At 66.4% G+C, this 26,207-nt stretch carries 21 protein-coding genes; 5 read left to right on the forward strand and 16 right to left on the reverse strand.

What is annotated here, in order from left to right:
- Positions 1–27 precede the first annotated feature (27 nt).
- Positions 28–993, reverse strand: coding sequence for a tripartite tricarboxylate transporter substrate binding protein (locus tag IB257_RS11395; protein WP_192492325.1), 966 nt, complete (start codon positions 991–993; stop codon positions 28–30).
- Between the two features lie 105 nt (positions 994–1,098).
- Positions 1,099–1,545 (reverse strand): cupin domain-containing protein, encoded by a 447-nt coding sequence (locus IB257_RS11400; RefSeq protein WP_054452115.1) that lies wholly within the window; start codon positions 1,543–1,545, stop codon positions 1,099–1,101.
- Positions 1,546–1,718: 173 nt separating this feature from the next.
- Between IB257_RS11400 and IB257_RS11405 the strand changes: the two genes are divergently transcribed.
- A complete protein-coding gene (locus IB257_RS11405) occupies positions 1,719–2,600 on the forward strand; it encodes a dihydrodipicolinate synthase family protein (protein WP_192492326.1) in 882 nt (293 codons plus the stop codon).
- Entirely contained in the window at positions 2,597–3,562 is a 966-nt protein-coding gene (locus IB257_RS11410; protein WP_192492327.1) for a tripartite tricarboxylate transporter substrate binding protein, read from the forward strand. Before IB257_RS11405 ends, IB257_RS11410 begins: the two co-directional genes overlap by 4 nt.
- Positions 3,563–3,574: 12 nt before the next feature.
- On the opposite strand, the gene IB257_RS11415 is transcribed toward IB257_RS11410, so the two are convergent.
- Positions 3,575–4,480 carry a LysR family transcriptional regulator gene (locus IB257_RS11415; RefSeq protein WP_192329442.1) on the reverse strand — a complete coding sequence of 302 codons (906 nt, stop codon included), beginning with the start codon at positions 4,478–4,480 and terminating at the stop codon, positions 3,575–3,577.
- A gap of 40 nt (positions 4,481–4,520) precedes the next feature.
- Positions 4,521–5,603 carry a 3-phosphoserine/phosphohydroxythreonine transaminase gene (gene serC, locus IB257_RS11420; RefSeq protein WP_192492328.1) on the reverse strand — a complete coding sequence of 361 codons (1,083 nt, stop codon included), beginning with the start codon at positions 5,601–5,603 and terminating at the stop codon, positions 4,521–4,523.
- 131 nt (positions 5,604–5,734) lie between these two features.
- Here serC and IB257_RS11425 point away from each other — a divergent pair, with 131 nt between their 5' ends.
- A complete protein-coding gene (locus tag IB257_RS11425) occupies positions 5,735–7,228 on the forward strand; it encodes a PLP-dependent aminotransferase family protein (protein WP_192353872.1) in 1,494 nt (497 codons plus the stop codon).
- A gap of 6 nt (positions 7,229–7,234) precedes the next feature.
- Here IB257_RS11425 and IB257_RS11430 read toward each other — a convergent pair whose 3' ends face one another.
- The 7 genes from IB257_RS11430 to IB257_RS11460 all read right to left on the reverse strand — a co-directional run bounded on the left by IB257_RS11430 (position 7,235) and on the right by IB257_RS11460 (position 15,631).
- Complete coding sequence (locus IB257_RS11430; RefSeq protein ID WP_166738380.1) at positions 7,235–8,533, reverse strand: serine hydroxymethyltransferase; 1,299 nt, start codon at positions 8,531–8,533, stop codon at positions 7,235–7,237.
- A gap of 39 nt (positions 8,534–8,572) precedes the next feature.
- Complete coding sequence (locus IB257_RS11435; RefSeq protein WP_192492329.1) at positions 8,573–9,772, reverse strand: benzoate/H(+) symporter BenE family transporter; 1,200 nt, start codon at positions 9,770–9,772, stop codon at positions 8,573–8,575.
- Positions 9,773–9,929: 157 nt separating this feature from the next.
- Positions 9,930–10,790: a patatin-like phospholipase family protein gene (locus IB257_RS11440; protein WP_192492330.1), complete on the reverse strand. Its 861-nt coding sequence runs from the start codon at positions 10,788–10,790 to the stop codon at positions 9,930–9,932.
- Positions 10,791–12,788, reverse strand: coding sequence for an NAD(P)/FAD-dependent oxidoreductase (locus tag IB257_RS11445; protein ID WP_192492331.1), 1,998 nt, complete (start codon positions 12,786–12,788; stop codon positions 10,791–10,793).
- Between the two features lie 43 nt (positions 12,789–12,831).
- The gene (locus tag IB257_RS11450) at positions 12,832–13,797 is read right to left on the reverse strand and encodes a tripartite tricarboxylate transporter substrate binding protein (RefSeq protein ID WP_054452105.1); all 966 of its coding nucleotides are present in this window, start codon (positions 13,795–13,797) and stop codon (positions 12,832–12,834) included.
- A gap of 34 nt (positions 13,798–13,831) precedes the next feature.
- Positions 13,832–14,824 carry a ketopantoate reductase family protein gene (locus IB257_RS11455; protein ID WP_192492332.1) on the reverse strand — a complete coding sequence of 331 codons (993 nt, stop codon included), beginning with the start codon at positions 14,822–14,824 and terminating at the stop codon, positions 13,832–13,834.
- Positions 14,825–14,872: 48 nt separating this feature from the next.
- Positions 14,873–15,631, reverse strand: a complete 759-nt coding sequence (locus tag IB257_RS11460; protein WP_054452103.1) for a class II aldolase/adducin family protein — start codon at positions 15,629–15,631, stop codon at positions 14,873–14,875.
- A gap of 297 nt (positions 15,632–15,928) precedes the next feature.
- Between IB257_RS11460 and IB257_RS11465 the strand changes: the two genes are divergently transcribed.
- Complete coding sequence (locus tag IB257_RS11465; RefSeq protein WP_192492333.1) at positions 15,929–17,467, forward strand: class I adenylate-forming enzyme family protein; 1,539 nt, start codon at positions 15,929–15,931, stop codon at positions 17,465–17,467.
- A 16-nt stretch (positions 17,468–17,483) separates the two neighbouring features.
- Here the strand turns inward: IB257_RS11465 and IB257_RS11470 are convergent, their stop codons facing one another.
- Entirely contained in the window at positions 17,484–18,392 is a 909-nt protein-coding gene (locus tag IB257_RS11470; RefSeq protein WP_054452101.1) for a LysR family transcriptional regulator, read from the reverse strand.
- A gap of 135 nt (positions 18,393–18,527) precedes the next feature.
- Here IB257_RS11470 and IB257_RS11475 point away from each other — a divergent pair, with 135 nt between their 5' ends.
- Positions 18,528–20,054: an argininosuccinate lyase gene (locus IB257_RS11475; protein ID WP_175159882.1), complete on the forward strand. Its 1,527-nt coding sequence runs from the start codon at positions 18,528–18,530 to the stop codon at positions 20,052–20,054.
- A 45-nt stretch (positions 20,055–20,099) separates the two neighbouring features.
- Here IB257_RS11475 and IB257_RS11480 read toward each other — a convergent pair whose 3' ends face one another.
- From IB257_RS11480 to IB257_RS11495, 4 genes are all read right to left on the reverse strand, one after another.
- A complete protein-coding gene (locus tag IB257_RS11480) occupies positions 20,100–22,580 on the reverse strand; it encodes a heavy metal translocating P-type ATPase (protein WP_192492334.1) in 2,481 nt (826 codons plus the stop codon).
- A gap of 187 nt (positions 22,581–22,767) precedes the next feature.
- Positions 22,768–23,790, reverse strand: a complete 1,023-nt coding sequence (locus tag IB257_RS11485; RefSeq protein ID WP_370540102.1) for a copper resistance protein B — start codon at positions 23,788–23,790, stop codon at positions 22,768–22,770.
- Between the two features lie 29 nt (positions 23,791–23,819).
- Entirely contained in the window at positions 23,820–25,655 is a 1,836-nt protein-coding gene (locus IB257_RS11490) for a copper resistance system multicopper oxidase (protein ID WP_192492336.1), read from the reverse strand.
- Between the two features lie 42 nt (positions 25,656–25,697).
- Positions 25,698–26,189 (reverse strand): plastocyanin/azurin family copper-binding protein, encoded by a 492-nt coding sequence (locus IB257_RS11495; RefSeq protein ID WP_042795260.1) that lies wholly within the window; start codon positions 26,187–26,189, stop codon positions 25,698–25,700.
- Positions 26,190–26,207 lie beyond the last annotated feature (18 nt).

The raw sequence follows: 26,207 nt of genomic DNA on the forward strand, positions 1-26,207 counted from the left end.
TTGACGGCTGCGGCGATCCTCCGCGGGCTATTTTCCCGGCTCCGCGGAGAATACCAGTCGCCACTTCTGCTGTTCCTGGCGCATGCGCTCCAGAAAGACCTGCGACCCCGCGGGCATGGGCTGGCTGCCTTGCGCATGGAGCTGCGCCATGCCCTCGCTCTGCGCCACCGCCTGCATCGCATGTTCCAGCTTGTCGAGGATGCTCCGGGGCGTGGCGGCAGGCGCTACGAGTCCGGATATCGAGCCCACATCGAAATCGCTGCCCAGGGCTTCGCGGGCCGCGGGAACGTCAGCCAAATTTGACACCCGCTGTGCCGAGGTTACGCCCAGCGCCCGCATCCGTCCGGACTGTATGAATGGTCCGACCACCACGGTCTCTACCGCCGTCACGTCCACCACGCCCGAAAGCAGGGCGGTGGCGGCTTCCGCGCCGCTCTTGTAGGGCACATGCATGAGCGTGGCGCCGGTCTGTCGCTGCATCAGGGCGAATACCTGGTGTATCGAGGTGCCTTGTCCGGAGCTGGCGAAGGAGACGGCATCCGGCTTGCTGCGGGCCCGCGTCACCAGCGCCGGCAGGTCCTGGATCGGGGAGTCTTGCGGCACGACCAGGGCCAGCGGCGTGTTGGCGATCATGGAGACGTAGGCGAAATCCTTGAGCGCGTCGTAGTTCAGCTGCTTGTGGATGAGCGGATTGACCGCGACCATGCCGTTGGTGATCACCATCAACGTGTAGCCGTCGGGCTTGGCACGGGCCACGATGTCGGCGGCGATATTGCCGCCGGCGCCCGGCTTGTTCTCTACGACCACCGGCTTGCCGAGCTCGGCTTGAAGCTGTTTGGCCACGGTGCGGGCGGTGAGGTCGGTGATGCCGCCGGCGCCGAACGGCACGACCAGCGTGATGGGGCGCTCAGGCCAGTCCGTTGCAGCCTGGGCCTGGGCGGCAAGCGAAAACGTCAACGACGCGAGGCAGGCGCGCAGAAATCGTGCGTGCATGATGGTTGTCTCCTTGGAATGTTCTATTTCTTGGTGGGCAGGTCGGTTTCGACTGCCTGCCGTGGACGGCTGCCAATCCTGGCTGCCGCCCCGGGGAACCACGTATCAGTGTTCGAGGTCCTGCTCGGTGATCGCGGGCGGCTCGCCCTTGATGTTCATGCGGCCTTCGTACACCGGCCGGCCGCCGGTCGTTGGGCCTTGGTACTGGACGAAGAACAAGGTGCCGCCCGTTTCGGTGCTGAGCGCTTCCTCGATGTGCGGGTCCGGATGGAACACCACGGTGCCGGGGCCGTACATCTTTCCGCCCATGTTGAATTCCCCTTCGATCACGTACCAGACCTGGGCGAAGTCGTGCTTGTGCAGGCGGAAGCCCGCGCCGGGTTCATAGCGGAGAAATCCTGCGTTGGGCTCGGTGAGGCGTTCCGCCCGCGTATGGAAAAGGAACTTCGTCTTGTTCTTGAACCGGCCCATTTCCCATTCCATGTCCTCCGGCCTGCGGTACTCGGGCATGTGGTGGGTCTGCGCCTGGTCGAGAACGTCATTGCTGCTCATGGCTTGCTCCTTGGTGATAGACCGGGAAAGTCTATCGGCCTTGCGCGGGAATTACTGGATACAAGATTTGCCTGTACGGCAGTGTGGGCGGGAGGTATCAGGCGCTCTGGAAATAGGTATTGGACCGGCCTGGGCGGCGTCCCTAGACTGCAAGCCAACATGGAGAACGAGCGATGCACTTGAAGGGAATCATCGGCTATCTGCTGACGCCTTGCGATGAACGCGGGCGGGTGGAGCATGCGCTCTTGGAAGCGCACGTCGAGCGGCTGATCGGCGAGGGCGTGCATGCGCTGGCGCCGCTGGGCAGCGTCGGCTGCCTGCCTTACCTGGACGACGGCGAGCGCGAGGCCGTCATCGACACCGTCATCCGCGCGGCAAGCGGGCGGCTGCCCGTGCTCGCGGGCGTGTCCAGCCTGAGTACCGCCAGCACGGTGCGTCACGCGCGCTACGCCGAACGGGCGGGCGCCGCAGCCTTGCAGCTATTGCCTAGCACCTACTGGAAGTTGACCCAAGACGAAATCCACGCCTACTACCGCGAGGTCTGCCAGTCGGTCTCCACACCGGTGATGGTCTACAACAACCCGTTCACGACGGGCATGGACCTGCCCGTCGAGTTCCTGGCCCGGCTGGCCGAGCTGCCCAACGTCACCATGATCAAGGAAAGCAGTCCGGACCCGACGAAGATCGCGCGGCTGCGCGCGGCCTGCCCGGACCGGACCGCGGTGTACATCGGCCTGAATTGCATGGCGCGGACCGGGTTTGCGGAAGGGGCGGCGGGTTGGTGCACGGCGTCGGCCAACGTCAGCGCGTCGTTTGCCCTGAACCTGTATCGCTGCGCCATGGCCGGCGACGCGCGCGGCGCGGACGAATGGTTCGGCCGCCAGATCGATCTCTTGAACTTTCTCATGGACCATGGCTTGCCGCGGACCGTGGCCGCGGGCTTGCGCTTGCGCGGCCTGGACAGCGGCCATCTGCGCGCGCCTCTCGCGCCGTTGGCCCCGGACCTGGAACAACGGCTTCTTGAAATCCTCAAAAAAATGGAGATCGCGCGATGAACAAGGGATTGCGCCGCTGCATGGCGGCTTTGTTGGGTGTAGTGCTTCCCGCTGCGGCGGCATGGGCGGGGTCGTATCCCGACCAGCCCATACGCCTGATCGTGCCGTTCGGCGCCGGCGGCGTGACCGACACCACGGCGCGGGTGTTCGCCGAGGGCCTCACGCGCGAGCTGGGCCAGCCGGTGGTGGTGGAGAACCGCGGCGGCGCGGGCGGCTCGATCGCCGCGGGCGCGGTGGCGAAGTCGCCGGCCGACGGCTATACGCTGCTGGTGATCACCAACGGCATGGTCGCGGTCAATCCGCTGATCTACAAGAAGCTGCCCTATGATCCGAACAAGGACTTCACCTACGTCGCGATGCTGGCCAATACGCCGACGGTGCTGGCGGTGGGTGCGGACAGTCCATATGCATCGTTGCCGGAAATCATCAAGGCCGCCTCGGCCAAGGCTGACAATATCGCGTTCTCCACGGCCGGCGAGGGCTCCGACAACTATCAAGTTCTGGAGCTGCTGCAACAGGCGACCGGCGTGAAGATGCTGCACGTGCCTTACAAGAGCGGATCGGAGTCCATGACGGCCGTGATGAGCCGCAACACGGATCTGACGGCCGTTTCCGCCGTCACCGCGGTGGGTTTCGTCGAGGCCAAGCAGATTCGTCCTTACGCGGTGACGTCGTCGCGACGCCTGGCCAATCTGCCTGACATTCCCACGGTCAAGGAAGTGCTGGGCAAGGACGTGGAAGGCGGGTCGCTGTCGGGTATTGCCGTTCCCAAAGGCACGCCGGCCGATGTGGTTGAGCGCCTGAACATGGCCATTGCCGCGGTGGCAAAAAGCCCATCGGTGCAGGACAAGATCTACGCGCGTGGCAGCGAACCCGTGGATGGATCGCAAGCGGCGTTCGAGCAGCGGGTCGTGGCCGAACAGAAAAAATGGGCGGACATTCTTTCGCGTCCGGCGCCGTAAGCCCCAGGGGCGTCAGGCGGCTTGCGCGCCCAGCACCTCGCGCGCCGTGTCGATGAACCAGCGGACTGCCGGATTCATGGACTGGGCGGGCGCTGCCAACGCCATGGCGTAGGTCAGGGGCGCGCCCTCCACGTCCATGAGGTCCACATATGCCACGTTGTCGATGGCGATCCGGCGCAGCGCCGCCGGCACGATGGCGACCCCCAGGCCCGCGGCGATGAGCGGCAGGCTGATGAGGGCGTGGGACGATTCCTGCAGAACCCGGGGATGAAACCCCGCGCGCTGGCAGGCCGCGACGATCTCTCCCGCGAACCCGGGGCTGTCGGAGTGCGCCAGGGTCACCAGCGTTTCATCCGACAGGTCCGAGAGCCTGGCGCTTTTCATGCCTGCCACCCGATGGCCCGCAGGCACGGCCAGCGCCAGCCGTTCGCGCTGCAAGCCCGTGATTGCGATGCCCGGCACCCCGGACGCGGGCGGCACCAGGAATGCCGCGTCCAGCTCGCCGCGCTGCAATCCTGCCAGGATGCCGACGGTGCTGCCGCTGGTCAGTCGCAGGCGTATGTGCGGAAAGCGCTGCGTAAACTCGGGCAGGATGCGCGGCAGCAGGTTCAACGCGGCGCTGGGCACCGCGCATACCCGCAGCGCGCCCATACGTCCTTCGGCCGCATCGCGTGCAGTCTGCAGCGCGGCATCGGCGCCTTCCAGCAGGCGCTTCGCTTCGCGCAGAAAGGCGCCGCCGGCGACCGTGAGGCGCACGCCCAGGCGGTCCCGTTCGAAGAGGTCTGCACCAATCTCGGTTTCGAGCCGTTTGATTGCGACGCTGAGCGGAGGCTGGGTCATGTGCAGCCGGGCGGCCGCCTTGCGATAGTTCAATTCCGTGGCCAGAACCACGAACTGCCTGAGCTGCCTGAAATCCATGCTGGTCTCCCCGTGCTTTCTTAGGGCCGTCGCGCCGGCTTCAGCCTCGCGTGCGCTGGAAGTCTGTCATGAAATCGGCCAGCGCGGCCGCAGCGGGCAGCTCCACCGCGTTGTACAGACTGGCTCGGATGCCGCCGGTGTGGGCGTGTCCTTTCAACCCCATGAGCCCGGCGCTCTCGGCCTGGCGCAGAAACAAGGGCTCCAGGGCGGAATCGGCCAGGAAGAACGGCACGTTGTTGATGGACCGGAATTCCGGCCGGACCTTGTTGAAGTAGAAGCCGTCGCTGGCGTCGATGGCGTGGTACAGCAGCCCGGCCTTGGCCTGGTTGGCCTGATGGATGCGTTCCACGCCGCCGGTCCGGCGGATCCAACGCAGCGTCAGTCCGGTCAGATACCAGGAGAAGGTGGCGGGCGTGTTGAGCATCGAGTCCGCCCGCGCCGCGTGCGCATAGTTCAGCACGTCGGGCGTGATGGGCAGCGCGCCGTCCAGCAGGGCTTCGTCCACCACCACGACCGTGACGCCGGCGGGCCCCATGTTTTTCTGCGCCGCGGCGTAGATCAGACCGTGCCGGGACACGTCGATGGGCTTGGACAGCAGGCTGGAGCAGGCATCGCACACCAGCGGGACGGACGCGTCCGGCGCGGCGGAGAACTGCACGCCATGCACCGTCTCGTTCTCCGTGTAGTGCAGATAGGCCGCATCGGCGTCGAGCTGCCATTCGCCGGGCGCAGGAATGCGGTCGAAGCCCGATGCCTCGCTGCTGGCCGCGACGCGGACCTTGCAGTAGCGCCGGGCCGCATCGATGGCCTTGCCGGACCAGAGCCCCGTGTGAAGGTAATCCGCCGACGCCTTGCCGCGCAGCAGGTTCATCGGCACCTGCGAGAACTGCAATGAAGCACCACCTTGCAGGAACAGCACCTTGTAGCGGTCGGGGATCTGCAGGATGGCCCGCAGGTCCGATTCCGCCTGGCGTGCGATATCGATGAACACGCGCGAGCGATGGCTGATTTCCATTACCGACATGCCGGTGCCCGCGAAATCGAAGAACTCTTCGTGCGCCTCCTGCAGCACTTCCAGCGGCAGCGCGGCCGGACCAGCGCTGAAGTTGTATGACCTTGCCATATTTTCCGATTCTGCCCCGCCTGGCGCGGGCTCCTGCATGGTTACGCCCGCGGTTGCCGTGGCGATCGGGTGAGTCTACGGATAGAATGGCCGGCCCGGACAGGCCAGTTTTCTTCTTGTGAGCAGACCACATGCCTAAGACCTTCGAGCTGGATACGCTGAGGATGCGCATGAACGATGCGGAGCTCCAGCGCCTGGAGCTGCATCAGAGAATTCAGCGGGCGCTGCGCGCCCTGATCCTCGACGGTGCGCTGGGGCCTGGCCTCAGGCTGCCCGCCACCCGCGGACTGGCCAAGTCGCTGGGGGTGGCGCGAGATACGGTGGAGAATGCCTATGTGCATTTGCACCGCGACGGCTACATCGTGCGGCGCGAGGGCTCGGGCAGCTACGTGTCGCAGACCGTGAGCACCGAACTGCGCGGCGCCGCGCGTAGGCGCGCGAAGCTGGATAACAAGCTGGGCGCACTACCGCCGGGGGCAGGCCTGAGCCGGCGCGGGCGCATGATCCTGGACAGCGGCGGGGTCGCGGACCAGCAGGCCATCAAGGCGTTCGCCACGGGCCTGCCGGAAACCCGCAGCTTTCCCACCGACGTCTGGGAACGGCTGCAGCGCCAGGTCTTGAAGGACTACCGCAGCCATGTGCTGCTGCATGGCGACCCGCAGGGCGCCGAGCCCTTGCGCCGCGCCATCGCCGCCTACCTGAACCTGGAGCGCGGGGCCAAGGTCTTGCCTGAGCAGGTGCTGGTGTTGAGCAGCACCCGCCAGGCCCTGTTTCTATGCGCGCAATTGCTGACGGACGCCGGCAAGCCCATTCTGATGGAAAACCCCGGCTACTTCGGCGCCCGCAAGGCCTTCGAATCCGCGGAAGCGCGGATCGTGCCCATCGACGTCGACGCGCAGGGCATACGCACGGACCTGCTGCGCGCGGACCGCAGCGGCGCCAACTGCGTGTACGTGACGCCGTCGCACCAATACCCCACCGGCGTGACGCTATCGCTTGAGCGCAGGCTGGATCTGATCGGCTGGGCGGCGGAGCACGGCAAATGGATCATCGAAGACGACTACGACAGCGAATTCCACTACGACGGCCTGCCTACGGCCTGCGTGCAGGGGCTGGACATGCACCAGCGCACGCTCTACCTGGGTACGTTCAGCAAGACGCTTTATCCGGGTCTCAGGATGGGATATATGGCGCTGCCGCCCGGCCTGGTCGATGCCTTTGCCCGTGCGCGCAGCATCATGGACGGGCATACGCCGCAGATCCTGCAGCTGACGCTGGCGCGCTTCATGGACGACGGCCATTACAACTCGCACGTGCGATCCATGCGCAAGCTGTACGCGGGACGGCGGCAGGTGTTGCTGGAGTCGCTGGGCAAGCAGCTGGACGGCGTCGTTCAGGCCTACAGGCCTCCCGGCGGGTTGCAGATCCCATGCCTGCTTGAGCGCGGATGGTCCGAGGAGCAGACCATCCGCCAAGCCGAGGCCGCGGGCCTTCGGCTGCCTGGACTGAGCCGGCTCTATGCGGGCGATCACAAGCAGCAGGGCTGGCTGCTGGGCTATGCCTCGCTGACGGCCTACGAGATCGACGCCGCGGTGCTGCGGCTGTCGAATGCGTTGAAGCGCTAGGGCGCTTCAGTACGGCAGCGGGAAGCGCCTGGCCAGCCCGGCCACGCCTTCGCGGATGGCGCTTTCCGTGCGGGCGTCGACGGCCCCGGCGCGCAAGCCGCCCAGCAAGGCCAGGATCATGTCGCCGATTTCCTGGAATTCGGCGGGTCCCATGCCGCGCGACGTGCAGGCGGCGCTGCCCACGCGTATGCCGGAGGTAACGGCCGGCTTGGCGGGGTCGTTGGGGACGGCGTTCTTGTTCAAGGTGATGCCAACCTGTTCCAGCGCTTGCTCCGCCGTATTACCGGCCAGTCCCCAGGGTCGCAGATCGACCACGCCCAGATGGCAGTCGGTGCCGCCCGACACGATGGACAGGCCGCCTTCGGCCAGCCGGCGGCACAGGACGCGCGCATTCTCGACCACGGCGTGGGCGTAGGTGCGGAAGGCGGGCTGCAGCGCTTCGCCCAGGGCCACGGCCTTGGCGGCGATGATGTGCATCAGCGGACCGCCCTGCAGGCCCGGGAATACGGCCGAATCGATCTTGCGGGCGAGTTCGGCGTCATCGGTCAGGATCATGCCCCCGCGCGGGCCGCGCAAGGTCTTGTGGGTGGTGGTGGTCGTGACGTGCGCATGCGGCACCGGCGAGGGATACGCGCCGGCCGCGGCCAGGCCGGCGAAATGCGCCATGTCCGCCATGAAGATCGCGCCCGTCTCATCGGCAATGGCGCGAAAACGCGCGAAGTCCAACGTGCGCGAGTAGGCCGAGCCGCCGGCGATGATGAGCTTGGGTCTTTCCTGCCGCGCGATGCGCTCGACCTCGTCCATGTCCACCCGATGCGTAGCCGGATCGACGCTGTAGCTCAGCGCCTGCAGCCAGCGTCCCGACATGTTGACCTTGGAGCCATGGGTCAGGTGTCCGCCCGCCCTCAGGTCCAGGCCCAGGATCTTGTCGCCGGGGGCCAGCAGCGCCAGGTAGACCGCCTGGTTGGCCTGGCTGCCCGAGTGGGGCTGTACGTTGGCGTAGCGGGCGCCGAACAGACGCGTGGCGCGCTCGATGGCGATCTCCTCGGTCACGTCCACGTTGACGCAGCCGCCATAGTAGCGGCGGCCAGGGTAGCCCTCTGCGTACTTGTTCGTCAGCACGGAGCCCTGGACTTCCAGCACCGCGCGGCTGACGAAGTTTTCGGAAGCGATGAGTTCTATCGAGTGCCTCTGCCGGCGCCGTTCGGCGTCGATGGCGCCCCAGATGCCGGGGTCGGCCTGCGCCAAGGGCAGGGCGCTGACGCAAGGCAGTGCGAGGCTGTCGGGAAGGTTGGGGTTCGTCACGGTGGTTCCTGTTTCGATGGACGTATGGAGATGAAGAGGTCAGGAATTGGCGGCCAGCGCCCGCTGGCCGCCATGGATGAGCAGGTGCGCGGTCAGGCCGGCGACCAGCCCCCAGAACGCGCCGCCCACGCCCAGCAGGGTGACGTTGGAGGCGGTGGCCAGAAAGGTGATGAGCGCGGTCTCCCGGGTGCGGGCGTCGGCCATCGCATTGGCCAGGCTGCCGCCGATCGCACCCAGCAAGGCAAGGCCGGCCAGCGTGGTGATGAATGCCTTGGGCAGCACCATGAACAAGGTCGCCAGCGTGACGCCGAAGGTGCCCACCAGGATGTAGAACACGCCGCAGGCCAGGCCCGCGAGGTAGCGTTTGGCGGGATCCGGATGCGCATCCCGGCCGGTGCAGATCGCGGCGGTGATCGCCGCCACGTTAAAGGCGTGCGCGCCGAAGGGCGCCATGAGGAGCGAACCCAGGCCCGTCACGGTGAGGATCGGGTTCGCGCTGGTCTGATAGCCGTCGTTGCGCAGCACCAGCATGCCGGGCATGTATTGCCCCGTCAGCGTGATGATGAAGAGCGGCAGGGCGACGCCCAGCAAGGCCTGCAGCGAGAACTGCGGCATTTCGAAGACCGGCGCTGCGAGGCTGAGGTGGACTGCCGAGAAGTCGATGCGGCCTTGCGCGATGAGCAGCGCAAGGCCGATGACCAGAATGCCGACCACCGCAAAGCGCGAGGTATAGCGCTTGAGCAGCGCATAGGAGATGACCAGCACGATTACCAGCAGTGGATCGGCGCTGGCCCCGCCGAAGGCATTGACGCCGAATTGCAGCAGGATGCCGGCCAGCAGGCCGGCGGCAATGCCGCCCGGAATCATGCGCACCAGCTTCTCGAACGCGCCGGACAGGCCGAGCACGACGAAGCCCAGCGCCGACAGGACGTACGCGCCGATGACCTCGCCGTAGGGCGTGAAGGGCATCACGGTCGCCAGAAACGCCACGCCGGGCGTGGACCAGGCCGTAATGACGGGTGCCTTGTAGCGCCAGCTCAACAGTGTGCCGGTGATGCCGACGCCGATGGAAACCGCCCATACCCAGGACGCGGTCTGGGCAGGAGTCAGCCTGGCCAGCTCCGCCGCCTGGAACACCAGCACGAAGGTGCCGCCGTAGTTCACCAGCACCGAGATCAGGGCGGCGACGGTGGGGGAAAAGAAGTCGGCGGGTCTGAGGCCAGCCGGTGATGCGTTCATGATCAACTCCGCGTTCGTGGTGGGGCCAGGCCGCGCGGCGGCCGGGCTTGAACGGGGAGTCTAGGGTGCTGGCGGTATGTCGATACCTGCCACATTCATGAAAGTGGGCAGACCGCTTTCCTGACGGGAACAGCGCTGGGCGGAATGCGGGACAGGCTCAGCGCCACGCTTGCCGCAGGGTTTGCGCAAGCGCCGATGCCTGGCGCAGCCCGGCCTCGGCGGCGTCGGCGCGGCGCGCCGGGTCCAGCACGTTGTCGCCGATGGCCTGTTCGCTGGTCGCGTCCGGCAGCACGGCATGGACCTGGCTGCCGGCGTCGCGCAGGGCCTGCAGTTCGCGCCGCAGATGGCCGCTGACCGGATTCCCTTCCCGATAACCCAGCGGCGCCAGCACCACGACCTGCTGATAGCCGGCCGCCATATCGGCATTGCTCATGGAGCGGATGCCGCCGTCCATGTAGGTCGCGCCGCCGATGGGCACGGCCGGCCAGGCGCCCGGCACGGCGCAGCTGGCGGCGATGGCATCGACGAAATCGACCTGGTCGGCGGCGCTGAAACTGCGCCCTTCGCCGGTGGTCGTGTCGACCGCGACCACCAGCAATGGACGGGAAGGCCAGTCGCTTGCGCCCAGACGGGCGGCGATGATGGCGCGGCGTTCCGCCAGTGTGGGCGTGGCCGAACGCCGCGCATAGGCGCCGATGCGCTGCCGCGCTTGCTGCAGGTCCGCGCCCACTTTGCCGTACAGCTCGCGGTTCTCTTCGTCCGCGGCCTGTTGCGAGTACGGACGATATTGTTCGGCGCCCGTCCCTCCCAGTTGCGTCGCCAGCAGCTGCATGGGCGGGACGCCCAGCGCCAGCTGCGCGCCGGCGACGGAGCCTGCGGAGCAACCGATGAACAGGTCCGCCGCGGTGAGGTCGACGCCCTGGCGCGCCAGGCCCGCCAGGACGCCGATCTCCCAGGCCAGCCCGGTCACGCCGCCGCAGCCCAGTACCAGGCAGCGCTTCTTCTGCGGGTGCGGCATTCAGGCAATCTCGACGCGGGTAGCGGCGGCCGACTCGGTATCGGTTGCGCCGGACGCCGGACGGTAGTGGTAGTCGCCCATGTCCGTCTTGCGCAGCATGTGCCAGTAGTCGTCGTTGCGGAAGGGGGTGGGCGCCACTACCTTGCCATGCGCATTTCGGTACCAGTTGCTCATGCCCTTGTGGGTCCAGATCATGCGGTCATGGGCGGCCTGGACGCGGGCGTTATAGGCGTCGTGCCGATCCTTGCGGACTTCGATCTCGAAGCGTCCGCCGGCTTTGTCCAGACCTTGCTGCAACAGTCCCATGACATAGCGCACCTGCGTCTCCAGCAGGGCGACGACGCTACCGCCGTGGCCCAGGGCGGTATTGGGACCGGCCAGGATGAACAGGTTGGGGAAGCCCGGCGCCGCGACGCCCATGAAGGCCTCGGCCCCTTTTTCGTCCCAGGCTTCGCGGATCGAGCGCCCGCCGCGGCCATAGAGCTTGAACGAGGACAACAGGTGGATCGCGTCGAAACCGGTGGCGACCACCAGCACGTCCAGTTCGTGCGCCCGGCCGTTGTCGCTCACCACCGCGTTTTCCGTGACCCGGGCGATGCCGCCCGTGACCAGTTCGACGTGGTCCCGGGCCATGGTTCGGAACCAGCCGTTGTCCATCAGCATGCGTTTGCCGAAGGGAGGGTAGTCGGGCAGAACGTCCGGCAGCAGGTCCTGGCGGTCGCCGAGTTCCGCCTTGATGTAGCTGGTGAAGTGTTCGCGGTGCCTGTCGTTGATCTGATTGATGGCGCGCTCGGGGTGCGGCCATTGCGGATCGATCTGCAGCGTGGCGTGGACGCGGTCGTTGAAGATCCAGGCTAGCCGTTGGCGATACCACTCCTGGTAGTACGGCACCTCGCGCAGCAGGAAGCGGACGTCCTCCGGCACCGGCTTCTGGAATTTCTCGAAGGGCGCGGCCCATTGCTTGGAGCGCTGGAACACGGTCAGGGAGCGGACCTGGTCGGCGATTGCGGGAACGACCTGCATGGAGCTGGCGCCGTTGCCGATGATGCCCACGTTCTTGCCGCGCAGGTCCAGGCCTTCCGGCCAGTTGGCCGTATGGAAGCAGGGGCCCTTGAAACTCTCCAGGCCGGGTATGGGGGGCAGCTTGGGCACGTTCAGCAGGCCCACCGCGCTAATGAGGATGTCCGCCACATAGTCCTGGACCTGGCCGTCCTGCCCGACCGTGCGTATGTTCCAGCACAGCGCGTCTTCGTCGTAGCGGGCGGACTCCACGCGCGTGTTGAAGCGGATGTTGGGGCGCACGCAATGCTGGTCGGCGACGCTTTCGAAATAGCCCTGGATCTCGCCTTGCAGGGCGAAGTAGCGGGACCAGTCGTGCTTGGCGAACGAGTACGAGTAGATGTGGTTAGGGGTGTCCACGCCCGCGCCAGGGTAGCGGTTCTCGTACCAGGTGCCGCCGACTTCGGCGTTCTTCTCGATCACCACATACGGAATGCCCGCGCCTTGCAGGCGGATCGCGGCGCACAGGCCTGCCACGCCGGCGCCGATGACCAGCACCCGATAGCCTTGCGGCACCTGGAACGCATCGTGTTGCTCCAGCGCGAAGTCCGGGTCCAGGCCCAGCCAGGCGGCGATCATGGGGCCGTACGAGTCGGGAACATCTTCCCCGATGCTGGTGCGCAGCATGGCGACCAGCTGTTCATGCGCAGGCGCCGGCAGCTTGGGCTGCTGGCCGCGGCGGGTCAGCAGGATGGCCGAGTACGCGGCCTCGCGGATCTCTTCCTGCACGGCGTCCGGCAACCCGCCTGGGTCGTTGTCTTCCAGGCCGCGAATGCGCGAGCACTGGTAGCGCTCGGACAGCCATTGCGTGTCGCCCGTCAGGTGCACCAGCACCATGAGCAAGGTGGGGATGTTGGCGCTGGCCAGCGCGCGCTTGAGCGTGGCCTCCCACAGGTCGTTGCCGAACGGTGTTGCCGGAGCCGGGGTATCGCGATGCATGTAAGGGTCCTTCCAGGAGTGGCGTGGGGGGTTGGGTTGCGGCCTACTCGGCGGTTGCGCCGGACTTCTTGATCAGCTCGGCCCATTTGGCGCTGTCGCTGACGATGAAGGCGCCGAAATCGCCCGGCTTGGTGAACAGGGCGTCCAGGCCCATTTTCTTGAACTGCTCCTGCACGTCGGGCGCCGTCTTCATCTTCTGCAGGGATGCCTGCAGCCTTTCGACGACCGCGGACGGCGTGCCGGCCGGGGCCACAATGCCCAGCCAGGGCATGGCGTCGTAGCCGGGCAGGCCGGACTCCTCGACCGTGGGCAGGTCGGGCAGCACCGAGGACCGCGTCTTGGTGGTGACGGCGAGCGGCCGTACCTTGCCGCTATCGAGGAAAGGCTGGGCGGCCGCGATGTCCACGAACAGCATGTCGACTTCGCCGCCAGCCAGGGAGGTCAACGCCGGAACGCTGCCCTTGTAGGGGATGTGGGTCATCTTCAGACCGGTCAGCGCGGCGAACAGCTCGCCCTCCAGGTGGTTGGACGTGCCGTTGCCGGAAGAGGCGAAGGTCGCCGACTTGCCGTCCTTCTTGAGCGCGGCGATCAGTTCCTTGACGCTGGACGCCTGCACCTGCTTGCCCGTCACCAGTACGTGCGGCACGCTGGCGATGAGTGAAACGGGCTGGAAGTCCTTGACCGGGTCGTAGTTCGCGGTGTTCTTGTACAGGCTGGGAGCGATGCCCAGGGACGATGCCGCCATCAACAGCGTGTAGCCGTCGGCCGGCGCCTTGGCCACGTAGGCCGAGGCGATCATGGTGCCGGCGCCGGGCTTGTTGACCACCACCACCGGCTGGCCCAGATCTGCCTGCAGCTTGGCCGCGACCTGTCGGGTCATCACGTCCGTGACGCCGCCGGGCGTGAAGGGCACCACGATGTTGATGGGCTTGTTGGGATAGTCCTGGGCGTGGGCGGCTGCGCCCGTGCAGATCAGGGTTGCGGCCAGGCAATGCGATAGCCATTTCATGAGTTTGTCTCCTGTGGTTTTCTAGGTGTGGCGTTCAGATGGAGCCTGCGCTGAGGCTCCGGTGCCGGATCAAGCCCCAGACCGTGTTGGCGTGGGGCATGTCCAGGTTCAGCTTTGCTGCGATCTCGATCATGGCGCCGACCAGGGCGTCGGTTTCCAGCGGCTTGCCTTGCAGCGCGTCCTGCAGCATCGAGGTCTGGGCGGCGCCGGCGCTGGCGGCTGCCTGCATGCGTTGTTCCACGGTGACCGGCAGCTCGAGCCCGAGCGCCTGGCCCAGCGCCAGGTACTCGCCGAGCATGGCGCGCGCCAGTTTTCCGAGATATGGATCCTGGACCATGGCTTCCATGGTGGCGCGGGCCAGCACGCTCAAGGGATTGAAGGTGGCGTTGCCCATCGCCTTGATCCAGACGGCTTGGTGGATGTCGCCGCTGACCTCGCATTGCAGGCCTGAAGCTTGCAACAGCCCGGCGAGCCGATTGGCCCGCGCAGACATGGAGCCGTCCGGTTCGCCGAGGATGAGATTGTTGCGGGCGTTCTGGGCCGCGATGCCAGGCGCGGTGGCGTTCGCCGCGATGTACACCACGGCGCCCAGCACCCGCTCCAAAGGCAGCGCTCGCCTGAGGGCGCCGCGGCCATCCACCGATTGCAGCGGCGTGTCGCCCAGCGGGCTGGCCAGCGTGGGCAGATACCACCAGGGGATGCCGTTTACGGCTGGCACCACGGCGCCCTGCGGCGCGAGCATCGGCGCCAGGTGCGCGGAGATATCGTCCAGCGCCTGTTGCTTGACCGCAAGAATAAGGTAGTCCGCGTCGCGCACCTGGCGCGGTTCGTCGGTGGCGCGCACCGGGTAGTGGCGCGTGACGCCGTCGACCGTCAAGCCGACGCCGTGCTGGCGCAAGGCGGCCAGCGTCTTTCCGCGGGCGATCATGGTCACCTCGCAGCCTGCCTGGGCCAGGCGCGCGGCGAGCAGACAGCCGATCGCGCCCGCACCATATACCGCGACGCGGCATTGATGAGCATCTTTCATTTCTACTCTGCGAAAAAAAGGGCCGCCGGGATGGCGGCGCGGTTGCCGCTATTCCTGGTATTCGGGCCGGATGCGTTGCAGCAGCCGGAGCAGGGGGGGCCAGTGCTTGTGGCGGGACGGGCGGTCCAGACGGTCGAACTGGCGGCCGACCTTCTCGGCAACTTCGGCTCCGGGCACAACCAGCGGCAGGCCGCCGGCCAGCGCCGCGACCTGCGCCTGGCAGGCGCGCTCCAGATAGAACATGGCGTCGAAGGCGTCCGGCACGCTGGCGCCGCAGACCAGCAGGCCGTGGTTGCGCAGGATCATCGCGCTGTGGGAGCCGAGATCGGCGATCAGGCGCTGCTGCTCGTCCATGTCGAGCGCGACGCCTTCGTAGTCGTGATAGCCGATGCGGTTGTGAAAGCGCATGGCATGCTGCGAAATCATGAGCAGGCCAGCCTCTTGCGCGGACACCGCGATGCCGGCCGCGGTATGCGTATGCATGACGCAGGCCGCGTCGTGGCGGACGCGATGGATGGCGCTATGGATGACGAAGCCGGCGGGGTTGATGCCCAGGCCGGTCTGGTCCAGCAGGATGCCGCCGTCGATGTCCACCTTGACCAGGTTGGACGCGGTGATCTCGTTGAACATCAGGCCGTAGGCATTGATCAGGAAGTGCGGCTGGGCGCCGGGAACCCGGGCCGAGATATGCGTATAGATGTGGTCGGTCATGCGCATTTCGACAGCCAGGTTGTAGGCCGCGGCGAGATCCACGCGCACTGCCCATTCCTCGGCCGAAACCTGGTCCTTGATCGATGCCTCTTGCACGGCAGCTCCTCCGGTTTTGCATTCTTCTTGGTCTGGCCGGCGCCTCTGCTGCGTGGCCTCTTTCAAACGGAGTATAGGTTTTCCAGCCGCTGTCGACTAAGCAAACGTTTTGATGGAAACGCATAAATTCCATCAATCATTCGGCCATGCCGGCAGGCATGAAAAACCTTGATGGATATGCATAAAAACGTTTAGCTAGTGCGGCGAAATTCCGCTACCTATACTGATTTTCCTACCCATGGGCGCGGCGGCAAGGAGCCGGCGCGCCCTTGAAAAATCAGAATAGCCGGAGGCTGGATGGACGCTGCAGGAAACCGCGGGATCACGGATTTGCTCGATGAACAGGCGCTGTGCCACGGGCATAAGCTGGCGATCGTGCATGAGTACCACAACGGCGACATCAGCCAGTTGAGTTTCATCCAATTACGCGAAGCGGCCCGCGCATTTGCCGCGGGCTTGCAGGCGCGCGGCGTGAAGCCGGGCGACCGCGTATTCGTATTCATGGGCAACACGGCGGAGTACGTGCCGCTGTGGATGGGCCTGATGCTGGCGGGCGCCGTCATCGTGGCGGGCAACATCCATCTCACTGCGCCGGAAGTGGCCTATCAGCTTGAGCATTGCCAGCCCGCGCTGGCGCTGGTCGAGCCTGCGCATGAAGCGCTGGTTCGCGAAGTGTGCGCCGGGATGGACCAGGCGCCGGATATCGTGCCGGTGGCGCGCGGCAGCCTGGGGCAGGAAGGATTGAGCGGTGCGCTGGCTGCGGAATCCGCGGATTACCGGGCTCCCGAGCTGTGCAGCGACGACCTTGCCCAGATCCTGTACACCTCGGGCACGTCGGCGCGGCCCAAGGGCGTGATGCTCACCCACGCCAATCTGCTCTGGTGTGGCCAGGCGGGCGCAGCCAACAGCGGCATTGGCCGCGCTGACCGCGTGTTCAACAACAAGCCGCTGTTCCACGCCAACTGCCAGGAAACCGTGCTGTCCTGCCTGACCGCGGGCGCCACCGCGGTGATCGGGGAACGCTATAGCGCCACGCGCTACCTGCGCCAGCTCATCGAACACCGCATCACGATCTGCAGCCTGTCCGGCATGCTGTGCCGAACCTTGTTGAACCAGCCGCCCACGCCTTTCGATACGGCGCATCAGGTGCGGTATGCGGGCTATGCCATCAATATTTCGGAAGCCGAGATCGCGGCGTTCATCGAGCGTTTCCGCATCCCGCTGCGCAATGGCTATGGGCAGTCGGAGACCATGCTCTACATCACCTTGCAGCCGCATGCCTCGCCGTCCGCCTATCCGTCCATCGGGCGCGCCACGCCCGACCGCGAAGTGTTCGTGGTCGACGACGACAACCGGCCAGTCGCCGTAGGCGCAGTGGGCGAGATCGTGGTGCGCGGACGTCCTGGGCGCACGCTGACCCTGGGCTACTACCGCGACCCGGCTGCGACGCAGGCCGTGTTCGAGGGCGGCTGGCTGCACACGGGGGATCTCGGCTACCAGGACGCCAAGGGCAACTTCTTTTTCTTCGGCCGCAAGAAAGAAGTGATCAAGCGGGCCGGCGAGAATATCTCGGCCGCGGAAGTGGAAGAGGCCCTGATGGGGCATCCGGCCGTGCGCGACGTGGCCGTGGTGGGCATACCCGATCCGGTGCGCGACCAGTCGGTCAAGGCTTTCGTCGTGCTGCACGCAGGGCACCAGGCGGATGCGGATGCCATCAAGACCTATTGCGCCGGGCGGCTGGCGTACTTCAAGGTGCCCGAGCACGTGCAGTTCATGGCTGAGCTGCCGCGCAACGCCAGCGGCAAGGTGCAGAAGCGCGCGCTGCTCGACGCCTGAACGCGGCCGCGAGTTCTCAGGCGTGGCCGGTAGCCGCCTTGCCCAGCCGGGCTAGGGCTTCGGCGACCTGATGGACGACGGACTGGCCCTGGTTGCGGTGGATGGCGATGGTGAACTCCAGCGTCAGCGGCGTCAGCGCCGGGTCCACCAGCACCAGGGTGCCGGCGCGAACTTGTTCGGCCACCATCATTTCCGGCAACTGCGCGATGCCGCCGCCCGCCTCGACGACTTCGATCAGGCTGTTCAGGCGATTGCAGCTGCAGATGTTGTCCAGGTTGGCACCCATGTCGCGCAACTCGTCCTGCGCCGGGCCAAAGAAGCCCGACGGACGCGATACGCACCACAGCGGCTCGGTTTGCAGTAGCGATTGCATGCTGCGGGGCTTGCCTTCCGCGTCGCTGAGCAGCCGGGACGAGACCATCCACGACATGCGGGTCGTGCCCAGCGATTCGCAGATGAACTGGTCGTCGCGCAGATGATTGGCCATGATGGCAATGTCCAGCGCGCCGGACGTCAGGTGCTCCTGCAGCTTGATCGCCAGGTCCAGCTCGATCTCGTAGGAAACGCGCGGCAGGGCGCGGCGCAGCTCGGGCACCACGCGTGAAAACCAGGTCATGGAAATCTCGCCCATGCCGATGCGCACCGTGCCGGCCGCGTTGTTGACGGCCTCCGCGTCGGTGAAGGCGTCTTCCACCGCCAGCAGCAGCGGTTCCACGCGTTCGACGAAACGGCGCGCGGGCACCGTCAGTTCCAGCCGGCGGCCGCGCTTTTCGAAGAGCGGAAAGCCCAGCGACTGCTCCAGCTCTTTCATGCGCGCCGAGACGGCGGGTTGGGAAGTGTGCAGCCGTTCGGCCGCAGCGCGGAAGCTGCCCAGCTTGGCGATCTGGCACAGGGTTTCGGCGTTGGTCAGATTCGGACGGGGCATGGGCGAATGTCGTGGTTTTTGCGCGGTATGTTAAAGGAAATCGTCAGGAAATCCCGCCTGGCTCGGTGAAATCCGCCATTTCCCCCCGCCAGGCCCGCCGATAAACTGGCCGCTCGCCATCCTAACGAGACAGCCATGAGACATCTACTTCCCGCCCTGGGCGCCGCGCTTGCCTTCACGCTCGGCGCGCAGGCATCGGCCCAGCAAGCCCAGCCCGCGGCCTCCGTGCCGCGCGATCCGTTCTTCTGGCTGGGCGAGATCAACAAGGCCACTGCCGTCATCAACACGGACGAGGGGCTGCTGGACAAGTCCATGGCGCCGCGACTGGCGGCCGGCGTGGCCAAGGTGATCAACGACGGCAACCAGCCGGGCGCCAAGCGCCCGGCCAGCGTCATCACCTTCGAGCCGCTGCTGATCAAGGCGGCGGGCGAGGATGTGACGCTGCTGCACGCGGGGCGCTCCAGCCAGGACATGCACGCGACCTACCGCAGCGCCATCCTGCGCGACAAGCTGCTGGACCTGGCGGCCCAGCTGAACGCCACCTCCACCACGCTGGTGGAACTGGCGGGCAAGCATGCAGCTACCATCGTGCCGAACTACACCAATGGCGTGGCGGCGCAGCCTAACAGCTATGGACACTATCTGCTGGGGCAGGCCGCCGGCCTGGCCCGCGACGCCCAGCGCATCCGTGAGGCCTACGTGCGCATCGACCGTTCGCCGATGGGCACGACGGTGCTCAACGGCACCAGCTGGCCGCTGGACCGCAAGCGCATGGCGCAGTACCTGGGCTTCGCCGCACTGGTGGACAACGCCTATGACGCCTCGCAGATCTCGTCCATGGATCAGCCGGTGGAAGTCGCCTCCATCGTCACCAGCATTGCGCTGCGCACCGGCAATTTCGTCGAGGACGTAATGACCCAGTACGCCCAGCCGCGTCCCTGGATCCTGCTGGAAGAGGGGGGCGGCAACACCTACGTGTCCAGCGCGATGCCGCAGAAGCGCAATCCCGGCCTGCTCAACGATACCCGCAGCGATGCTTCCACGGCCGTGACGCTGGCCATGGGGCCGGTGGTGCAGACGCACAACATCACGCCGGGCATGAGCGATCCGAAGGACGTGAAGCAGAATTCCGCCATGGTGGATGCGGGGATTTCGGCGCTCAAGCGCTGGGACCGGGTGTTGAAGGCCATGGTCCTCAGCCCCGACCGCGCGCTGGAAGAACTGAACAGCGACTGGACGGCCTCGCAGGAACTGGCCGACGTGCTGATGCGCAAGTACAAGCTGCCGTTCCGCGACGGCCACCACTTTGCGTCCGAGGTCGTCAGCTACGCCAAGGCCAACAACATCAAGCCGCTGGACTTCCCGTATGAGCAGGCGCGCCGTATCTATGCGGACGCCATGAAGGACTCGAAGTACGGCAACGAACTGCCGATGAGCGAGGCGGAGTTCCGCTCCACGCTGGATCCCGTGGCCATCGTCAAGAACCGCGCCACTTCGGGCGGTCCGCAGCCGGCGGAAATGGAGCGCATGCTGAAGGAAGCGCGCGCGCAGCTGGCTGAGCAGGACGCCTGGATCAAGGCGCGCCGCGCCCACATCAACGATGCGCTGGCGGAGCTGGACAAGAAATTCGGCGCGCTGGTGGCCAGCGCGCCGAAGCAGTAGAACCTGCGGGAAGAGCGCTTCCCGGCGGCTGCCGGGAAGCGCCGCTCAGCCGCGGGCCGGGAAGGGCGCGGCGAAGCGGCGCAGCCGCAACGCGTTGCTCAGCACGAACACGCTGGACAAGGCCATCGCGCCCGCCGCGAACACCGGAGACAGCAGGCTGCCGTTGACCGGATACAGCAAGCCAGCCGCTACCGGGATCAGCGCCACGTTGTAGGCAAACGCCCAGAACAGGTTCTGCTTGATGTTGCGGATGGTGGCCTTGGACAGCGCGATGGCGTTGGGCACACCGCCCAGGTCTCCCGACATCAGCACCACGTCGGCGGCTTCGATGGCGATGTCCGTGCCGGTGCCGATGGCCAGGCCCACGTCCGCTTCGGCCAGGGCCGGCGCATCGTTGATGCCGTCGCCCACGTAGGCGATGGGACCGTACTGCTGCTTCAGGCGCTGCACCGCCGCGACCTTGCCGTCGGGCAGCACTTCGGCGACGACTTCGTCGATGCCGAGCTGGCGGGCGATGGCCTCGCCGGTGCGGCGGTTGTCGCCGGTGATCATCGCGACCTTCAGACCCAGGTCATGCAGGGCGCGGATCGCGGCGGCCGTGGTTTCCTTGATGGGGTCAGCCACGGCGATCATGGCGGCCAGCTGGCCATTGATGGCGGCGTACAGCGGCGTCTTGCCTTCGTCGCCCAGGCGCGCGGCGTCCGAACCGAAGGACTCGACGCTCAGGCCCAGTTCGCGCATGAAGCGGTCGGCGCCGATCTCGACCAGGTCGCCGTCGACCCGGGCGCTGACGCCAAAGCCGGTGATCGATTCGAATTGCGAAATCGTGCCCAGCGCAATGTTCTCGGCGCGCGCCGCATCCACGATGGCTTGGGCGATCGGGTGTTCCGACTTGGCCTCGACGGTGGCAACCTTGCCCAGCACCGCAGCGCGTTCGAAGCCCTGTGCAACGATCAGGTCGGTCAGCTCGGGACGGCCCTTGGTCAGCGTGCCGGTCTTGTCCACGGCCACGACCTGCGCGTCCTTCAGCGATTGCAGCGCTTCGCCCTTGCGGAACAGCACGCCCATCTGCGCGGCGCGGCCCGTGCCCACCATGATGGAGGTCGGCGTGGCCAGGCCCATGGCGCAGGGGCAGGCGATGATCAGCACGGCCACGGCATTGACCAGCGCGAAGGTCAGGGCGGGTTCGGGGCCGAACGTCAGCCAGATGATGAAGGTCACGACGGCCGCCGCCATGACGGCAGGCACGAACCACATGGTGATGCGGTCCACCAGGGCCTGGATCGGCAGCTTGGAGCCTTGCGCCTGTTCGACCATGCGGATGATCTGCGCCAGCAGCGTGTCGCCGCCGACCTTGGTGGCGCGGAACGTCAGCGCGCCGTTCTGGTTGACGGTGCCGCCGACCACTTCGGAGCCGGGCTGCTTTTCGACGGGCACGGGCTCGCCGCTGATCATGGACTCGTCGATGAAGCTGTTGCCTTCCACCACCTCGCCATCCACCGGGATGCGTTCGCCGGGGCGGACTTCGATCAGGTCGCCCGCCACCACTTCCTCGATGGCGAGTTCCAGCGTCGCGCCGTTGCGCACGACGCGCGCGGTCTTGGCCTGCAGGCCGAGCAGGCGCTTGATGGCCTCGGACGTATTGCCCTTGGCGCGTGCCTCCATGTAGCGGCCCAGCAGGATCAGCGCCACGATGACCGCGGCGGCCTCGTAATAGACGTTGACGGTGCCGGCGGGCAGCAGTGCGGCCGCGAAGGTGGCGACCACCGAATAGGCATAGGCGGCGGACGTGCCCACCGCCACCAGCGAGTTCATGTCGGGCGCGCCGCGCAGCAGCGCGGGGATACCTTTCTTGAAGAAGCGCAGGCCGGGGCCGAACAGCACGATGCTGGCCAGCACGAATTGCAGGTACCAGCTGTTCTGCGTGCCGATGGTTTCGGCGATGACGTGGTGGAACGCCGGCACGATGTGCGCGCCCATTTCCAGGATGAACACCGGCAGCGCGAAGATCGTGGCGACGGTCAGCGCGCGCTTCAGTGACTTCAGCTCGGCGGCCTGGCGTTCGGCCACGGCGTCGGTGTCGCTGGCTTCGGCGGCCAGGGGCTTGGCTTCGTAGCCGGCCTTGGCCACCGCCTGGATCAGGGCGCTGGCGGGCACGCCGCCGGCCGCGGTGATGCTGGCGCGCTCGGTGGCGAGGTTGACGCTGGCGCTGCTGACGCCGGGCACCGCCTTCAGGGCTTTTTCGACGCGGCCCACGCAGGAGGCGCAGGTCATGCCGGTGACCGACAGTTCGATCGTGGTTTCGGCGACGGCGTAACCCGCCTTCTGCACCGCCTGCACGGCGGCGGCGACGTCCGGCGCCCCTGCAAACGTGATGTCGGCGCGTTCGGTCGCCAGGTTGACGCTGGCCTGGTTGACGCCCGGCACGGCCTTCAAGGCCTTTTCGACCCGGCCCACGCACGAGGCGCAGGTCATGCCTTCGATAGGCAGGCTGACCGCGACGCTGTCTGCTGGGATGGCACTCATATCCGCTCCTTGAAAACTTGGAATTTCCTGCTGATGGGTGTCACTATAAAGATTCCAATGATGTCAAGGTCAAGCGTTTGGCGGTGGTGAGTCCTTCTTGGGAGAAATGACCGCCGCCGGCGGCGCGGGCGGTGGGTTTGATAAATAGGGGACGCATTTGACCGGCGCCAGCGGGCGCCGGTCAGGCTTAGAACCAGATGCGCACGCCCGCCAGGATGGCGCGTTCGGAACGGCTTTCTCCGGCTTCGCTGGCATAGCTTGCAGTCTTGCCGAACTTGCGTCCGAACGACACGCCGACATACGGGGCGAATTCGCGCGTGACCTCGTAGCGCAGCCGCAAGGAGAACGATGCGTCCGACAGCCCGGAACCCACGCCGCGCGCCTCGTCATTCTTGCCGTTCAGGCTGGCTTCGATTTCAGGCGTCAGGATCAGGCGCTGCGTGAGCAGCAGGTCGTATTCCGCCTTCAACGCCAGCGCGGTTCTGCCGGATCCGCCGACGTAGCCGGTGATTTCGGTTTCGATGCCGTAGGGCGCCACGCCTTGCACGCCGAACGCCGCCCAGTTGCGCTTCGGTCCCGTGCCGAAATCGCGCCGCGCACCGAGTTGCACGTCCCAGAACGGCGAGATCGTGTGGCTCCAGAAGGCTTCGATCTTGGCGTCCGTGCTGCCGTTCAGGCGATCGCCTTCGCTTTTTATCCACAGCTTGTTCAGATCGCGGCCGATCCAGAACTGGCCGTCCCATTGCAGGCTGGTCTGTTCGTTGCGGTCGTAGGCGACGCCGAGCTTGTCGAACAGCAGGTGGCTGGTGACGACGTTGTCCATCATGTGCGGATGGATGCGGTAGGCGGCGTAGCGCTGCTCCGTGCTGCCGTCGCTGGAGGGCAGGGATCCCACCGGCGGGCCTTTGGGCGGGGATTCGTCCATGCCGGGCATGGCGCCGTGATCCATGCCCGGCATCGAACTGTGATCCATGTCTTGCATCGAGCCGTGGTCCATGCCTTTCATTGAACCGGGGGCCATGCTCTTCGTCGAGGTCGGATTCTGACCCTGCGTCGATCCATGGTTCATGCCAGGCATCGAGCTGTGGTCCATGCCTTGCATCGAGCCATGGTCCATGCCGTCCATCGTTCCGGCCGGCGCCTGCGCCTGGGCCAGTCCGGATGCGGCCGCAAGAAGGGCGGCGCCCGCGACGAGCCCGGACCAGTGCATTCTGGATGTCGTTGTTCTCATTATTCCCCCTATTCCACGACGACCGCGCGGAACATGCCGGCCTCCATGTGGAACAGCAAGTGGCAGTGATAGGCCCAGTTGCCGCGCGCGTCCGCGCTGACGCGGTAAGTGAGGCGCTGCGCCGGGTTCAGGCTGATCGTGTGCTTGCGCACCTGGAAATTGCCGTCGGCGGATTCGAGGTCGCTCCACAAGCCATGCAGGTGGATGGGGTGCGTCATCATGGTGTCGTTGACCAGCACGAAGCGCACGCGCTCGCCATACTTGAGCACGATGGGCTTGGCCTCGGTGAACTTCAGCCCGTTGAACGACCACATGTAGCGGTCCATGTTGCCGGTCAGGTGCAGTTCGATCTCGCGGGTCGGCGGGCGGTTGTCCGCGGGTTCGACCATGGAGTGCAGGTCCGCATAGGTCAGCACGCGGCGGCCGTTGTTGCGCAGGCCCACGCCTGGATCGTCCAGCCGGGTCGAAACGATGTCAGGCACCATGGAGTTGGCGGGACTGTACTCGGCGGGGTAGGGATGCTTGACCTCGACCATGCCGCCTTCGTTGCCGCCCGCGCCATGGTTCATGCCTGCCATTCCTGCCATGCCGGCGTGGTCCATGCCGGCCATGGAGCCGTGATTCATGCCGCCCTGAGCACCATGGTTCATCGCACCCTGAGCGCCGTGGTCCATTCCCCCCGCTTGCGAGCCGCCCATGTCCATGCCGGGCATGTCGTGCGCCATGCCCATGTCCATCATGGTCAGCACCTGCACCGGGTCCAGCGCCGGGATCTCGGCCTGCATGCCCTCGCGCGGGGCCAGCGTGCCGCGCGCATAGCCGGAGCGGTCCATGGCCTGCGAAAAGATGGTGTAGGCGCGCTCGTCCTGCGGTTCGACGATGACGTCATAGGTCTCGGCCACGGCGATGCGGAACTCTTCCACCTCCACGGGCCGCACGGCCAGGCCGTCGGCGGCCACCACCGTCATCTTCAGGCCGGGGATGCGCACGTCGAAGTAGGTCATGGCCGACCCGTTGATGAAGCGCAGGCGGATCCGTTCGCCCGGACGGAACAGGCCGGTCCAGTTGCCGGCCGGCGATTTGCCGTTGGTAAGGAAGGTATAGGTTGCGCCCGAGACGTCGGCCAGGTCGGTCTGGTTCATGCGCATCTTCTGCCACATGAGCCGCTCGTTCAGCGCATACTTCCAGCCGGATTTTTCGGCGTCGTCGATCAGGCTGCCGACGGTGGGCTGGATGTAGTTGTAGTAGTCGGGCATCACCTTGAGCTTGCGGAACACGCTCATGGGATCCTCGTCGGTCCAGTCGGACAACAGCACCACATAGTCGCGGTCCGCGCGCACCGGGTCCGGGCGCTTGGGGTCGATGACGATGGCGCCGTACAGTCCCGTTTGTTCCTGGAAGCCGGAATGGCTGTGATACCAGTACGTGCCGCTTTGCCCCACGTCGAACTGGTACGTGAAGGTTTCGCCGGGCGCGATGCCGGGAAAGCTTAGACCGGGCACGCCGTCCATGCCGGTGGGCAGGATGATGCCGTGCCAGTGGATCGAGGTGTCTTCGCGCAGGCGGTTGGTGACGCGCAGCGTGACGCGGTCGCCTTCGCGCCAGCGCAGCGTGGGCGCGGGCAGCATGCCGTTGACCGTGGTTGCGATGCGGGGAGCGCCAGTGAAATTGGCGGGGCTCTCGCCGATCTCCAGGTTGAACTCGGTGCCCGACAGCACGCTCTGCCGGGCGGCGCCGGCCTGCGCCCAAGAAGACGGGCTCCACAGACCCATGCCGGCCAGCGCGCCGCCCGTGGCCAGGCCCTGCACAAACCGGCGGCGCGGATTCGAAACTGCTCTACTCATGCTCTATCTCCCCGGTAGCCGGACCGGCATCCCGGCAGTGGATTACTTGACGGAAACCGCGCCCTTCATGCCGGCGGGATAGTGTCCGGGCTCCAGGCAGGCGAAGGCGACGGTTCCCGCCTTGTCGAAGGTCCAGACGATGTCGCCGGCCTTGCCCGCTTCCAGGGACACGGAGTTCGGCTCCTCGTGGCGCATGCCCGGGTCCTTGAGCATCATCTGGTAGTGGCTGTTCAGGTCTGCCGTGGTGCCCAGCACCATTTCGTGGCGGATCTTGCCGGAGTTGGTGACCTTGAAACGGATGGTCTCGCCCGCCTTGACGTCGATCTTGTCCGGCGTGAAGCGCATTGCATCCGTCATGTCGACCACGATCGTGCGCGAGACCTTGGCGGGGTTGCCGGGCTTGCCGATGGGGGCGGCGGCGTCATGGCCGCCGCCGTGGCCCGCGCCGTGGCCGGGGGCAGCCATGGCGCCGAAGGAAAGCAAAAAGACGCCCGCGGCCACGGCGCCTTGTGCGAGTTTCACCAGTTTCTTCATGCGTATCCTCTAGACTCG

The organism is Achromobacter sp. ACM03, from assembly GCF_014851665.1.
GTDB classification, from domain to species: Bacteria; Pseudomonadota; Gammaproteobacteria; order Burkholderiales; family Burkholderiaceae_B; genus Achromobacter; species Achromobacter aegrifaciens.

What these genes read in the sequence shown, in the direction of transcription:
- IB257_RS11465 (WP_192492333.1), top strand. Translation starts at nt 15,929, where the DNA reads ATGGACGCTGCAGGAAACCGCGGGATCACGGATTTGCTCGATGAACAG.
- IB257_RS11415 (WP_192329442.1), bottom strand. Translation starts at nt 4,480, where the DNA reads ATGGATTTCAGGCAGCTCAGGCAGTTCGTGGTTCTGGCCACGGAATTG.
- IB257_RS11470 (WP_054452101.1), bottom strand. Translation starts at nt 18,392, where the DNA reads ATGCCCCGTCCGAATCTGACCAACGCCGAAACCCTGTGCCAGATCGCC.
- IB257_RS11495 (WP_042795260.1), bottom strand. Translation starts at nt 26,189, where the DNA reads ATGAAGAAACTGGTGAAACTCGCACAAGGCGCCGTGGCCGCGGGCGTC.
- IB257_RS11485 (WP_370540102.1), bottom strand. Translation starts at nt 23,790, where the DNA reads ATGCACTGGTCCGGGCTCGTCGCGGGCGCCGCCCTTCTTGCGGCCGCA.
- IB257_RS11480 (WP_192492334.1), bottom strand. Translation starts at nt 22,580, where the DNA reads ATGAGTGCCATCCCAGCAGACAGCGTCGCGGTCAGCCTGCCTATCGAA.
- IB257_RS11435 (WP_192492329.1), bottom strand. Translation starts at nt 9,772, where the DNA reads ATGAACGCATCACCGGCTGGCCTCAGACCCGCCGACTTCTTTTCCCCC.
- IB257_RS11450 (WP_054452105.1), bottom strand. Translation starts at nt 13,797, where the DNA reads ATGAAATGGCTATCGCATTGCCTGGCCGCAACCCTGATCTGCACGGGC.
- IB257_RS11455 (WP_192492332.1), bottom strand. Translation starts at nt 14,824, where the DNA reads ATGAAAGATGCTCATCAATGCCGCGTCGCGGTATATGGTGCGGGCGCG.
- IB257_RS11425 (WP_192353872.1), top strand. Translation starts at nt 5,735, where the DNA reads ATGCCTAAGACCTTCGAGCTGGATACGCTGAGGATGCGCATGAACGAT.
- serC (WP_192492328.1), bottom strand. Translation starts at nt 5,603, where the DNA reads ATGGCAAGGTCATACAACTTCAGCGCTGGTCCGGCCGCGCTGCCGCTG.
- IB257_RS11475 (WP_175159882.1), top strand. Translation starts at nt 18,528, where the DNA reads ATGAGACATCTACTTCCCGCCCTGGGCGCCGCGCTTGCCTTCACGCTC.
- IB257_RS11395 (WP_192492325.1), bottom strand. Translation starts at nt 993, where the DNA reads ATGCACGCACGATTTCTGCGCGCCTGCCTCGCGTCGTTGACGTTTTCG.
- IB257_RS11410 (WP_192492327.1), top strand. Translation starts at nt 2,597, where the DNA reads ATGAACAAGGGATTGCGCCGCTGCATGGCGGCTTTGTTGGGTGTAGTG.
- IB257_RS11490 (WP_192492336.1), bottom strand. Translation starts at nt 25,655, where the DNA reads ATGAGTAGAGCAGTTTCGAATCCGCGCCGCCGGTTTGTGCAGGGCCTG.
- IB257_RS11405 (WP_192492326.1), top strand. Translation starts at nt 1,719, where the DNA reads ATGCACTTGAAGGGAATCATCGGCTATCTGCTGACGCCTTGCGATGAA.
- IB257_RS11445 (WP_192492331.1), bottom strand. Translation starts at nt 12,788, where the DNA reads ATGCATCGCGATACCCCGGCTCCGGCAACACCGTTCGGCAACGACCTG.
- IB257_RS11400 (WP_054452115.1), bottom strand. Translation starts at nt 1,545, where the DNA reads ATGAGCAGCAATGACGTTCTCGACCAGGCGCAGACCCACCACATGCCC.
- IB257_RS11440 (WP_192492330.1), bottom strand. Translation starts at nt 10,790, where the DNA reads ATGCCGCACCCGCAGAAGAAGCGCTGCCTGGTACTGGGCTGCGGCGGC.